General features: G+C 47.9%; 10 protein-coding genes. 6 read left to right on the plus strand and 4 right to left on the minus strand.

The window, feature by feature from the left end; all coding sequences use genetic code 11:
• Positions 1-19 precede the first annotated feature (19 nt).
• A complete protein-coding gene (locus tag ACLHG7_RS02840) occupies positions 20-1,249 on the minus strand; it encodes a hypothetical protein (RefSeq protein ID WP_410209545.1) in 1,230 nt (409 codons plus the stop codon).
• A gap of 235 nt (positions 1,250-1,484) precedes the next feature.
• The gene (gene dxs, locus ACLHG7_RS02845; RefSeq protein ID WP_410209546.1) at positions 1,485-3,413 is read right to left on the minus strand and encodes a 1-deoxy-D-xylulose-5-phosphate synthase; all 1,929 of its coding nucleotides are present in this window, start codon (positions 3,411-3,413) and stop codon (positions 1,485-1,487) included.
• A 512-nt stretch (positions 3,414-3,925) separates the two neighbouring features.
• On the opposite strand from dxs, the gene ribA reads away from it, so the two are divergent.
• The 4 genes from ribA (at position 3,926) to aroE (ending at position 7,850) form a co-directional block, all read left to right on the plus strand.
• Positions 3,926-4,549: a GTP cyclohydrolase II gene (ribA, locus tag ACLHG7_RS02850; RefSeq protein ID WP_410209547.1), complete on the plus strand. Its 624-nt coding sequence runs from the start codon at positions 3,926-3,928 to the stop codon at positions 4,547-4,549.
• A 31-nt stretch (positions 4,550-4,580) separates the two neighbouring features.
• Positions 4,581-5,990 (plus strand): O-antigen ligase family protein, encoded by a 1,410-nt coding sequence (locus ACLHG7_RS02855; RefSeq protein WP_410209548.1) that lies wholly within the window; start codon positions 4,581-4,583, stop codon positions 5,988-5,990.
• A gap of 79 nt (positions 5,991-6,069) precedes the next feature.
• Entirely contained in the window at positions 6,070-7,038 is a 969-nt protein-coding gene (gene hemF / locus ACLHG7_RS02860) for an oxygen-dependent coproporphyrinogen oxidase (RefSeq protein ID WP_410209687.1), read from the plus strand.
• Positions 7,035-7,850 carry a shikimate dehydrogenase gene (gene aroE / locus ACLHG7_RS02865; RefSeq protein ID WP_410209549.1) on the plus strand — a complete coding sequence of 272 codons (816 nt, stop codon included), beginning with the start codon at positions 7,035-7,037 and terminating at the stop codon, positions 7,848-7,850. Before hemF ends, aroE begins: the two co-directional genes overlap by 4 nt.
• Before the next feature lie 73 nt (positions 7,851-7,923).
• On the opposite strand, the gene ACLHG7_RS02870 is transcribed toward aroE, so the two are convergent.
• Together ACLHG7_RS02870 and ACLHG7_RS02875 are read right to left on the minus strand one after the other, a co-directional pair.
• The gene (locus ACLHG7_RS02870) at positions 7,924-8,286 is read right to left on the minus strand and encodes a hypothetical protein (RefSeq protein WP_410209550.1); all 363 of its coding nucleotides are present in this window, start codon (positions 8,284-8,286) and stop codon (positions 7,924-7,926) included.
• Positions 8,287-8,592: 306 nt separating this feature from the next.
• Positions 8,593-9,456 (minus strand): LysR family transcriptional regulator, encoded by an 864-nt coding sequence (locus tag ACLHG7_RS02875; protein ID WP_410209551.1) that lies wholly within the window; start codon positions 9,454-9,456, stop codon positions 8,593-8,595.
• A 99-nt stretch (positions 9,457-9,555) separates the two neighbouring features.
• On the opposite strand from ACLHG7_RS02875, the gene ACLHG7_RS02880 reads away from it, so the two are divergent.
• Together ACLHG7_RS02880 and ACLHG7_RS02885 are read left to right on the plus strand one after the other, a co-directional pair.
• Entirely contained in the window at positions 9,556-10,476 is a 921-nt protein-coding gene (locus ACLHG7_RS02880; RefSeq protein ID WP_410209552.1) for a DMT family transporter, read from the plus strand.
• A gap of 158 nt (positions 10,477-10,634) precedes the next feature.
• Positions 10,635-12,455 carry an acyl-CoA dehydrogenase C-terminal domain-containing protein gene (locus ACLHG7_RS02885; RefSeq protein WP_410209553.1) on the plus strand — a complete coding sequence of 607 codons (1,821 nt, stop codon included), beginning with the start codon at positions 10,635-10,637 and terminating at the stop codon, positions 12,453-12,455.
• Positions 12,456-12,626: the final 171 nt, after the last annotated feature.

Below are 12,626 nucleotides of genomic sequence, written 5' to 3' on the forward strand. Positions count from 1 at the left end.
TGGGAATAAAAACAACTTGCTAAACAGGTTCCGCATAGTCAACGTTAAGACCAAACAGGTTCACAACATCCAGCAATTGATCACTTTCTGGTTCCAGCGTTGATCGATTCACCAGATAATCGCCATCCCAGTCGGCATAACGTGTCGCATTACTGGCCAGACTCATCGTATAGTCATCATTAAACGCAGTTTTCTCACGTTGATTTTGCTCTAATTGAAAACCCTGCTGACCCAAAAAGAACACCAAATCGGTCATCGCGTTTTCAAGGCGCCAACCGTTTGCGGCATAGAGCGCCATTTGTGGCATCGCATTCAAATCACAGGTCAGCCAAGCCGTACTGCGGGTTTGCAAACGAATCCGTTCAAAGCTCTCAAACACCTCATAGGTAAAGGAGAATGGATTTTCAAAACGTCCCACACCAACAATATTCCCTTGACCTGCAAACTCAAGCTCAGTAGGCAGTACCTGCTCATCAAAATACGCATGGAGCAAGCTGCTCAGCGCTTCAACATCTGGAATTTCAAAGGCCGGATAGTACAAGCTTTGCTGCTGATGCGCGGGTTGATACTGCATCGGATGGTTCTGCGGCTGATAGCGGTACTGCACTTCACCCTCGACCATCGCACTGAAGGCATAAAACGTCACCTCAGAGACATGCAATAAATCATAGTGCGCCAGCACGGCCGCCACCAGTCCACAGCTTTCCATCAGACTCCGGCGATAATGTGGAATATGGTGTGCAGGCTCCGCCAGCACATCAGACAGGTACTGTGAATGGGGGCGCCAGAAATCCCACTCATAGACAATCCCTTGATCCGTACTCGCCGTGGTCAATACCGCAGGGGTCTTGGCATGTAGGGTATTACTCTGATGTCTACGGGCGAGCGGATAGGTAGTTAAAGAAGCCGCAAGCTCTGAAATAGTCAAATGTGTACTGGAATATACAGGTGGAACGGGTAAAGGCATCTGCTCAGGCACAACCAGCGGCAACGGATGCGCGGGCAGGGCGGATGTGTTAGGTAAAACTTGCAGTCCGTGTTGGGAAGTTTGAGGTTGGATGGTGTCGATTGGGAGGGGAACTTGTGCATCTAAATGAGGCGGGCTTTGACCCTCATTCACGTTGTGATGCATCTGAATGTCATGACCATTGATCAGATCATCTATGAAATCAGTCTTTTGAGATGGTGCTCCTGTCGTGTCAGTTTTAGTACCGAGGGGGGTCGAATCGTCTACTCTTGAATCAGTCATTTGACACGCTCCAATCGTTAAAACTCACCTACGAATGTATAAGATAATGAGTCAAAATTGAAGCTTTTTTTGTCGGCTTGCTGTGAATCTTGCAAATGAATTGTTTCAAACATTTTACATCGCGCATCGCACAAAAAATCGGATCAGGCGACATCTGGGTAGATCAGACTGGATGTCGCCTGATCCGCTGCTCACACATGGTAAAATACATATAAGGTACGTTAAGCTTCACGTATTAAAGGGCTGTAAGTTTGGTCAAAAAGGCACTGACTGAACGGCTAATCCCTGCGGCATCCAAGCCTTCTTCTTTCAGCATCTCCCCATGTTCACCGTGGGCAAGAAAACGATCGGACAGCCCTAAATTCAGGACAGGCTTGATGATCAGCATCTGATGTAATGCTTCATTGACCGCACTCCCCGCACCGGCCATCACCGCATGTTCTTCAACAGTGACAAAAGCCTGATGAGTTTGCGCAAGTTGTTTCAGAAGCGCGGTATCTAGCGGTTTGATGAAGCGCATATTCACTACGGTGATGCCAAGACCCGTCTCAGCCAATTGCGCCGCGGCTTCAAGTGTCACCATCATTCGACTACCAAAGGCTAACAGCGCAATTTGCTGCGGATGACCCGCATTAAACGTTGCCAGTACCTCAGCTTTGCCGATCGGGAGTGCGGTAAATGTCTCTTCGATTTTACTGCCGACGCCTGCTCCGCGCGGATAGCGCACTGCTGCTGGGCCTGGATGTTGATACGCGGTATGCAGCATTTGCCGGCATTCGTTTTCATCTTTTGGCGCCATGATCACCAGATTCGGTAGCGTGCGCATGAAGGCATAATCAAATGTGCCTGCATGGGTCGCGCCATCCTCTCCGACCAAACCTGCACGGTCGATGCCAAAGGTAACGTCCAGATTCTGTAAACAGATATCATGAATCAGTTGATCATAGCCACGCTGTAAGAAGGTGGAATAAATCGCAACCACCGGTTTGATGCCTTCGCACGCCATGCCTGCCGCAAGCGTTAGGGCATGCTGCTCGGCAATCGCCACGTCAAAGAATCGATCTGGATAGCGCTTGGCAAACTCAACCATACCTGAGCCTTCGCACATGGCAGGAGTGATTGCAAGCAGACGCGAATCCAGTGCTGCCTGATCACAGAGGAACTGCCCAAAGACATCGGAGTACTTAACCGGTTTATGAGAAGCATATTTGGTGCTAACCGCACCGAGTTTATGAACGCCCAGTTTGGCAATTGCATGGTAGCCAATCTGGTCTTGCTCAGCAGGGGTAAAGCCTTTGCCTTTAGTGGTATAGACATGCAGCAAGCGGCAACCTTTACGATCCTTTAACGCATTGAGCACACGTAGCAGCTCAGGCAAGTCATGACCATCAACCGGACCAAAATACTCAAAACCTATAGCTTTAAATAAGTTATCGGTGTTAATTTTAAAATGATCAGACGTCGGTTTACGCGCACGAAAATCCCAATTCGGGCGCTGACGCACTTCAGGTGTGCCGTCATCATGGGCATGGACATAGAGTCCGTTTTGCCATAAACCAGACAGATGGTGCGCAAGTCCACCGACACTCCCTGAGATCGACATATCATTGTCGTTTAGTACAACCAATAAATCGGCTTGATGCTGCACTGCATCATTCATGGCTTCAAATGCCATACCTGCCGTCATGGCTCCATCACCAATCACACAGGCAACCCGCGCCTTTTGCTGCTGATAGCGCAGCGCAAGTGACATGCCGAGGGCGGCTGAAATGGAGGTAGAGGAATGACCAACACCAAAAGTGTCAAACTCAGATTCATCACGTGCTGGGAAAGCCGCCAAACCATTTTTACTTCGAATCGTTGGTAACTGTTCACGACGACCCGTCAGTACTTTATGGGGATAAGCCTGATGACCGACATCCCAGACCAAACGATCACGGGGTGTATCCAGAATACGATGTAACGCTACGGTCAGTTCAATCACCCCCAGATTGGCACCAAAGTGTCCGCCACTTTGCCCTGCGGCATAGAGAATATAGGCGCGCAGTTCTGCCGCCAACGTCTGTAGCTCGGCTAAATCGAGGTTATTCAGCTGCTCAGGGGCATCAATAGCGTCTAATAACGGCGTATCGGGGCGCAGCTCTGGAATTTGGGTATACATCATAGCGTTAAGATATGCCGGAAGCTTAGTTAAAAATATTTGCTAAACCAATGCTTTGTCTATAAGAATAATCATTCAAAGTCACCGTTTGTATCACAGCAATTGCTAAAACTGCCAATCTAAAGTCGAATCGTATCACTCTCGCGCAAAATGACCTAGTCACAAGATGCAAAAGCATGCCTTGGAATCTAAAACAAAGCACGATTTCAGATCAATTGCACATTTGTCATCCAAAATAACGCATTAAAGCAGACTGATGCCTATCACATGGCCAACAGATTGCGGTCATGCAGCGAGGATACCGATAAAAACGACTTGAAATTACCAGACCTCAGCCCGATTAATCATAGGTCAGTCCTATGACAGATCAAACATGTCGTCTATACACCCTTTTGTTTTATCTAACAAACAGAAAAACTTAAATGACATTGTTACTAAGCCACATAGTGGGATCACACCAAGCGGTCTAAAGCTAGGCTATAATATCAACCCTTTAACGTATGACAGAGCACGTAATGCCAGTAGAGTTCGTTGCTGCATCCAAACTGCCGACCAAGCATGGATTATTTGATATTTCAGTTTTTCAAGATCCTGAATCTGGTCAAGAGCATATCGCACTGTCTATCGGACTCGTTGTCGATCCATCGGTCGCGCCTTCTGATGCTGCAATCAGTGCCAGTATCCCAACCTTAGTTCGCCTGCACTCGGAGTGCTTAACCGGTGATGCGTTCGGATCATTACGCTGCGATTGTGGTCCTCAGCTCAATTCAACACTGGCACTTCTTGCAAAAAAAGGACGCGGCGCACTACTCTATTTGCGTCAAGAAGGTCGCGGCATTGGGCTACCAAACAAGATCCGTGCTTATGCACTGCAAGACCAAGGCCATGACACGTTGGATGCCAACCTGATGCTGGGCCTGCCTGCGGATGCACGCACCTATGAAATGTGTCAGGTGATGCTAAATTTCCTGAATGTACAAAAAGTTAATCTCATTACCAATAATCCAGCTAAAATCGAAGCCTTAGTTGCGCTTGGATTAGATGTCGTCGAGCGGACTCCATTACACGTCGGCGAGAATCCACACAATGCTGCCTATATTGAGACCAAACAAAAACGTATGCGCCACATCAAAGCATAGTGGCGAAACAGCCAAATCTGAGGACAAAGGATTGTCCACACTATTGCTATGGGGCACTCCTCTACTTGCCTTTTTAGCCTTTTCAGGACTGTCATCATTCTGGGTGCAAGTACCTTATGATGAGTGGCGCCTGACCCAAGTGGTCATCTTGCTGCTGCTCTCTGGCTATGCGCTTTTTAGCTCACTCCCCAAAAAATCGGCACTCACACCTCAGATCCATCGCTTGCTTGCTATCGGCATTCTGATGATTTTTGCGCTCATCATCATAACCGTGTCACAGGCGCAATACCCAGATCGCGCAATAGCCGATGCTGCACTTTATACTTTGCTGCTGGCGGCTATATGGGTACAGGCCATACTCATGAAACGCGCCCCTGCGCTTGCACCTCAAATTGCAGCGGTATTGGCACTCCTCCCATTGCTCACCTTGGTTTTTTTACCCCTCAGTATCCTCACCACGATATTTGCTCATCAAGAGTCCGTATGGCATCAATCCTTTAGTAATATTCGCATGCTGGATGATGCTTTACTGCCATGCTTATTTTTACTCTGGCAACGTCCCGCATGGCTTGCGAAACACCCCGCTCAAACGCTTACATTCAACGCCATGCTCACCATTGCGCTCTACGTCATTTCGACCCTGTATCTGATCGCATTCTGGATGGATGGCGCGCGGGCTGGGCTACTAACCATCATCATCGGTTTAGGGCTGATTGGATTATTGCGCCGTGACCAGTGGTCCTCATTACGCTTACCCCTTTTCACGCTGGCGGTCTCTGGCTTGATCTATGCCCTTCTCGTCCAACTGCTCCCCACAGATTTTGCGGTCAGTGTCATGCGTACCGATAGCTCCCAGCGTACCCTACTATGGCAAAAAGCACTCGATCTTTGGCAAGCCCATCCTGTACTCGGTGTAGGTGGCGATCATTTTGCACTGGCCAAGCCATGGCTACTCAATGCCCACCCGCATAATTTACCCTTGCAGTGGATCAGTGAATGGGGTCTAGCTGGACTGATGACCTTAATCCTGTTGTTACCCATCATGCTGCGCATACTCCATCATCGGCAAACCTTACCCGCCTTTGCCCTCGCTGCAGTGGCCGCAGTTGGCATCGACGCCATGGTCTCGGGCGTGCTGGTTTATCCGCTCAGCCAGATGCTAGGTTTATGGTCAGTCGCATGGTTGATCTCTTTACTACCTGACACGCACCTAATATCAAACACTGAAAAAAAGTCTATTGCATCACACTTTCAAATTTGGCAACGAAGCTTTAAGATCATCACAGCTTGGGCCATAGTAGCCATGTTGGTCATTCATGGTCGTGACTTGGTTTGTGTCCACTGTGTGAGTGTGGACAGTGAAAACGCACCTCGATTTTGGCAATTTGGTCGGGCATTACACCTTGAAAAACAACATATTGCACCCACAATGCCAGAATAGTAAAACCTTAAAACTGCATCAAACCGGATGTTTAAAAGGCACTGATGCAATGAAGTACTTAACCGCCACAGAGAATGCGATGACCCCTCATGACTTAAGTGATGCCCCTGCACCATCCGATATTGATCGGGTTCGTACATTCTTACTCGATTTGCAAACGCGTATCTGTCGGGCGCTTGAGATCGAGGAACAACAGGGCGGTGGCAGCGCACGTTTTTTCGCTGATGAGTGGCAACGTCCGGAAGGCGGCGGTGGGCGCTCCTGTGTCTTGCAAGGCGGCGATGTGATTGAAAAAGGGGGGGTGATGTTTTCACACATTGACGTTAAGCATCTCCCTGCTTCTGCGACAGCGCGTCATCCCCAGATTGAGGGTGCAACAGCACAGGCATTGGGACTATCCATTGTCATTCACCCGAAGAATCCTCATGTCCCGACGAGCCATGCCAATATCCGCCTGTTCATCGCACAAAAAGAAGGTATGGAACCTGTATGGTGGATGGGTGGAGGCTTCGATCTGACCCCCTACTACCCTGTGCTTGAAGACTGTGTCGCGTGGCATCAACAAGCCTTTGAAGTCTGCACACCATTCGGAGAATCCGTCTACCCTGAATATAAGACCTGGTGCGACAACTATTTTTATCTTAAGCATCGCGATGAACAGCGTGGTATCGGGGGGTTATTCTACGATGATCTCAACACATGGGGCTTTGCACGTTGTTTTGAATTTATGCAGGCGGTCGGCAATGGTTTTTTAAATGCTTACTTGCCCATTGTGCAAAAACGCAGAGAGACCCCCTACAGCGAATCCGAACGTGAGTTTCAACTTTATAGACGTGGTCGTTACGTGGAATATAACTTGGTGTATGATCGCGGCACCTTATTCGGATTACAAACAGGCGGCCGGATTGAATCGATTCTGGTCAGCTTGCCCAACCTCGTCAGTTGGCACTATCGCCCAGAATGGGCCATCGACTCGCCAGAGGCACGCTTGACGTCATACTTTTTAAAACCCCGTAATTGGTTGCAACTGGATCAACAATCAACATGACCGCTCAAACCGCTATCAAGAAATTCGCCGTGATTGGTAACCCGATTGCCCACAGCCGCTCACCCGAGATCCACCAAGCCTTTGGTCGGGAAATGAGCATCCGGCTGCACTATGACAAAATTCTGGCGCCACTGGATCAATTTGCAATCACCGTTCACGATTTTTTTGCACAAGGTGGCAGTGGCTTAAATGTGACGGTTCCCTTCAAAGAACAAGCCTTTCTGCTATGCAATCATCTGACTGAGCGGGCTAAAGCAGCCCATGCCGTCAACACCTTATGGATGGAGAAAGACCAAATCCATGGCGATAATACCGATGGTGCGGGTCTCGTCAACGCGCTCAATCTATTGAATTGGCCGCTCGATAATAGTCGCATCTTGATTTTAGGTGCAGGCGGTGCAACACGTGGTGTGGTTCTCCCCCTTGCTCAAGCGGGCGCACTGGAAATTGTCATCGCCAATCGGACTCAAAGCCGTGCGGAGTCCTTGGTCGCTGATCTCAGTCCCTTCATTTTACAATCGGCTCAGAACACATCGTTGAGTACCAGCACGCTTGACGATCTGACGGGTCACTTCGACATCATTATTAATGCAACCTCCGCCAGCTTAGAGGGTAGCGGTATCACTCTGCCCTACACGCTCACGTTTGATTACGCGTATGAAATGGCCTATGGCAAACCGTCCAGCTTCATTGAACATGCCAAACAAAAAGATGTACCTACGGCTGATGGTTTAGGAATGCTGATCGGTCAGGCTGCAGAAGCCTTTTTTGTATGGAATGGTGTCCGCCCATCCATTGAGAGCGCTTTATAAGTATTGGATGGATGATGACAATAAAAAACCAGAGTGCATACCACTCTGGTTTTTTTAAATCATGAAGGAGTACTTATTTCGCAGTTTGTGAAATATCGACTTTCAACGTGTCTGAAGTTGATGTAGGCGCACCGAATGTTCCGGCAGCTTGGCCAGTAGGTTCTACGTCATGGAAAACAACGCCATTTTTCCAAACGACACGCTTCTCAGCAGAACCCTTTTCATCGGTTGCTTCTTTTTTCACAGCTTTATGGGCTTTATGTTTCACTTTTTTCACCGCTTCATGGGCAGGCTTTGCTGCGGCTGGGGCGGCGGCTGGCGCTGGTGCCGCAGGAGCAGCTGCTGGCGCATCGGCTGCATATAAAGGAAAGCTGATACCCATTGCTAAAGTAGCCGCTGCAAAAGTCAAACGAGTGAAATGTTTTGACATGTTCATCACGAAACTCCAAGTTAGTTTTCTATATTGATTACAGTATCTAATACAAATATTGATCTTTATATATCGCGCTAAGTCAGAACAGATGCTTAGTTTGTCTATTATCTAACCTTAAAGCGCGATAAGAATACGACAAAAATGTTAACCAGCTCATATAAATAGAGTCAAAATGTTATTAAAAGGTGAGTTTGTGTGAGCATCGCTCACATGCTGAGCGAAACCAAAAACAACAACGTAGCAAACTCCCTTCTAAAAACTATAATCAACAAATACATTAAGTTGAGAAATTCACCTTGATGAACAGATTTAAATCCCGTGCGAACCATGCTGCGTAAAGCAGTCGACCAGAAAATCCATCACCGCTCGTACGGCAGGGGTATTGTGTAGGTCCTGATGGACGGCCAGCCAAATCTCTCGCTCAAGTCCGCCCTCCCCGAGACCAACCCTTGCAAGCCCTCCGAGCTCCCCTAAAAAATAAGGCAAGACTGCCACTCCAACCCCAGCACACGCAGCGATGCGCTGAATTTCAGGACTATTGGTGCGCAGAACAATGGGCCGATCCGCCAGATGAGCCGACAGCCAACGCTGTTGCACAGATTGCACCAGGCTGGAATCAAGCGCGATAAACACATAATCCTCAGACCTAGTTTTGGCTAAATAATCTGGTGCTGCATAAAATGCAAAGGGCATCATGCCAATTTTGCGTGCCACCAAGTCATCTTCCGTTGGACGGCTCAAGCGTACCGCAATATCCGCCTCGCCATGAGGCAAGGAGGCAATCCGGGTTTCAGCAATCATCGAGAGCAGGATGTTTGGATACTGCTGACGCAGTTTAGCCAGATGCGGCACAATGAAATTAGCCGCCGTGGCAGGCGGGACGCTGATCGAAACTTCGCCACTGATAGACTGCTGCCCCGCTTTGGCGATTCGCCCGATTGAAAACGCCCCCTCCACCATTTGATCCGCTATACTGGCGATTCTTTCACCATCGACCGTCAACACATAGGCGCGCGGTCTTCGGTCGACTAATTTAAGCTGTAGAGAGGCCTCAAGCACAGCGATCCGCCGTGCAACCGTGGCGTGATCGACACCTAACTTACGCGCTGCTGCCGAAAGAGATTTTTCGTGAGAAAATACCGCAAAATAATGTAAGTTTTCCCAATCTAGCATGTGCATTTTTCCACAATAGCAGTGAGCATCTGTGGAATTGTACCCCTTCTAATTTAAGTCCACGCTATGCATTATTGTTAATATTGGATTATTACTAAAATGACCTCCTCCATGCGCTACGCATACTTTGGCATCATCTTGACGACCTTCTTTTGGGGTACCAATTTTAATGCCGGGGCTTATATTATTCACTTCATGTCACCGATTACTGCCGCCACTGAACGCTTTGTCATTGCTACGCTACTACTGCTTGCCATCTTTGGCACACTAGGCCGTTTACGCGTCACGGCGCTCAAACAAAATTGGCTGCCTTTTATTGCCATTGGTTTTCTGGGTGTCGTGGGTTTTAACATGGCGATGTTCTTTGGTCTGCAATCAACGACACCGATCAATGGCGCATTGATCATGGCAACGACTCCACTGACCACACTTGCATTGGCTTACTTATTTGAACGTGAGCAAATGACCTTGCATAAGGTGATTGGTCTCGTCTTTGGTCTGGTCGGGGTGATCTTGGTTATTACTCATGGCGATATCATGCATCTACTCACGTTAAAAATTGCACGTGGCGATGCCATGATTCTGGCGGGGAGCGTCTCTTTTTCACTGGCCACAATCATTTCAAGGCGCTTTGTTCAACAGGCCACTCCACTTGAAACCACGACTTTCTCCATGCTGTTTGGCACGCTTGCACTGGTAATACTGAGCTTAGCCTTTGAACATCCACTGACTACGGTTGCCGCAATGCCAACCTCGGTACATCTCGCCCTATTTTATCTGGCATTCTTTGGATCGATGATTGCCTACTTATTTTGGTTCAATGGTATTCAACATATTGGCTCAGCCCGCGCATCTGCTTTTTTTAATCTGGTTCCAGTCTTTACCATGCTGGTTTCAATCATCTTTGGTGCGCTTCCCAATATTTGGCAAATTTTAGGTACTTTTATAGTCATAATTGGTGTACTCTTTACCACAGGCATTATTCAAAAACGTAAAATCACTTCCCTACCCCCACCTTAAAACAGCTAACACATAATTAAAAAAAAAGTAATGGCTGAAATGACCAAAATTTATGGCAATTACAGACATGCAAAATTTGCTATAGCGGTTTATGATTCGCCGCAGCGAAATTATGATCGCCCTTCGCATTACTTACTTTACCCACTAAAGGGGTCACTATGCCAACCTATAAAGCACCGCTTCGCGACGTTCGTTTCTTGATGAACGAAATGTTTGATTTCCAAGCTCACTTCGCAACACTGTCCAACGGCGCACTTGCCGATAGCGACACTGTAGACATGATTTTGGAAGGTACTGCTGATCTGTGTGAAAACGTTCTCGCACCTATCTATCAATCTGGCGACGAAGAAGGCTGTCATTTTGACAATGGCGTAGTCACCACGCCTAAAGGCTACAAAGCAGCTTACGACCAATTCGTACAAGGCGGATGGCAAGGTCTGTCTTACCCAGAACAGTACGGTGGTCAAGGTCTACCAATGTCACTGAATCTGGTTAAGTCAGAAATGATGGGGACTGCAAACTGGTCATTCACTATGTACCCAGGCTTAAGCTCTGGCTGTATGAATACCATTCTTCAGTACGGTACTGAAGAACAAAAAGACACCTATATGCCTAAACTGGTTGAAGGCACATGGAGTGGTACCATGTGTTTGACCGAACCACAATGTGGTACTGACTTGGGTCAGGTCAAAACCCGTGCTGAGCCAGAAGCTGACGGTACTTATAAAATTTTCGGGACCAAAATTTTCATCTCTGCGGGTGAGCATGATCTGGCTGAAAACATCATCCATATCGTTCTGGCACGTCTCCCAGATGCCCCTAAAGGTACCAAAGGGATTTCACTGTTTATCGTTCCTAAATTCATGCCAAAAGCTGATGGCACCATCGGTGAACGTAACCCAGTAACTTGTGGTTCAATCGAACACAAAATGGGTATCCGTGCTTCTGCAACTGCTGTATTGAACTTTGACGGTGCAGTGGGTTATTTGATTGGCGAGCCAAACAAAGGCTTGAATGCGATGTTCACCTTCATGAACACTGCGCGTATCGGTACTGCGGTTCAAGGTATTGCACACGCTGAGTTGTCTTATCAAGGTTCATTGCCTTACGCCAAAGAGCGCATGTCTATGCGTGCACTGTCTGGCAAAAAAGATCCTGATAAAGTTGCTGATGCGATCATTCACCACGCCGATGTCCGTCGTTTGCTCTTGACTCAAAAGGCAGTGGCTGAAGGCGGCCGCGCGATGATCTATTACGCAGCACAACTTGCTGACAAAATGACTGACGGTATCCTCAAAGGCGATCATGCTGAATACGAATACTGGGATGACAAACTCGGCTTCTATACCCCAATCCTGAAAGGTTTCTTGACTGAAATGGGTCTGGAATCTGCAAACTTGGGTATGCAAGTCTTCGGTGGTCACGGTTATATCAAAGAACACGGCATGGAACAAATCGTTCGTGATGCGCGTATCTCTACCCTTTACGAAGGGACTACCGGTATCCAAGCACTCGACTTGCTAGGCCGTAAAGTATTGCTCGGTAGCCGCGGTAAAGTGGTCCGTGATTTCACTGGCGACATCCTGAAGTTCTGTGGTCGTCAAGCCAGCCACAAAAACATGCGCGGTTTTGCATGGGATCTGACCAAGATCTGTGCACAGTGGAATACACTGACCCTGCGCCTGATGTTGATGGCACGTAAAGATCGTGATGTGGTTTCAAGCGCATCGAACGACTACCTGATGTACTCAGGCTACGCGATGATGGCGTACTTCTGGGCACAAATGGCGGCTAAATCTTTTGAACTGCTCGACAAAGGCGGCAAAGAACAACCTGAGTTCTATCAAGCCAAGATCCAAACTGCTGAGTTCTTCTTCGAGCGCTTGTTGCCACGTGCACAAGGTCATGCTGAAGCAATGATCAAACCATCTAAATCACTGATGCAGATGGATATCAGCAACTTCTCATTTGATTACTAATCATTTGAAGCGTTGAGAATCAAAAAGAAGGAAGCCTAATGGCTTCCTTCTTTTTATGGACTATATCTAAAGATCAAATTGCTATTATTCCATGCAAAAAGGAATGGTGCATAATATCTAATCATGCTGGAAAGGGGGAGGTATCCTCACAACCCTCACCAAACGCACATC

Source organism: Aquirhabdus sp., assembly GCF_046462495.1.
GTDB lineage: Bacteria > Pseudomonadota > Gammaproteobacteria > Pseudomonadales > Moraxellaceae > Aquirhabdus.

What these genes read in the sequence shown, in the direction of transcription:
- ACLHG7_RS02840 (WP_410209545.1), bottom strand. Translation starts at nt 1,249, where the DNA reads ATGACTGATTCAAGAGTAGACGATTCGACCCCCCTCGGTACTAAAACT.
- dxs (WP_410209546.1), bottom strand. Translation starts at nt 3,413, where the DNA reads ATGATGTATACCCAAATTCCAGAGCTGCGCCCCGATACGCCGTTATTA.
- ribA (WP_410209547.1), top strand. Translation starts at nt 3,926, where the DNA reads ATGCCAGTAGAGTTCGTTGCTGCATCCAAACTGCCGACCAAGCATGGA.
- hemF (WP_410209687.1), top strand. Translation starts at nt 6,070, where the DNA reads ATGACCCCTCATGACTTAAGTGATGCCCCTGCACCATCCGATATTGAT.
- aroE (WP_410209549.1), top strand. Translation starts at nt 7,035, where the DNA reads ATGACCGCTCAAACCGCTATCAAGAAATTCGCCGTGATTGGTAACCCG.
- ACLHG7_RS02870 (WP_410209550.1), bottom strand. Translation starts at nt 8,286, where the DNA reads ATGAACATGTCAAAACATTTCACTCGTTTGACTTTTGCAGCGGCTACT.
- ACLHG7_RS02875 (WP_410209551.1), bottom strand. Translation starts at nt 9,456, where the DNA reads ATGCTAGATTGGGAAAACTTACATTATTTTGCGGTATTTTCTCACGAA.
- ACLHG7_RS02880 (WP_410209552.1), top strand. Translation starts at nt 9,556, where the DNA reads ATGACCTCCTCCATGCGCTACGCATACTTTGGCATCATCTTGACGACC.
- ACLHG7_RS02885 (WP_410209553.1), top strand. Translation starts at nt 10,635, where the DNA reads ATGCCAACCTATAAAGCACCGCTTCGCGACGTTCGTTTCTTGATGAAC.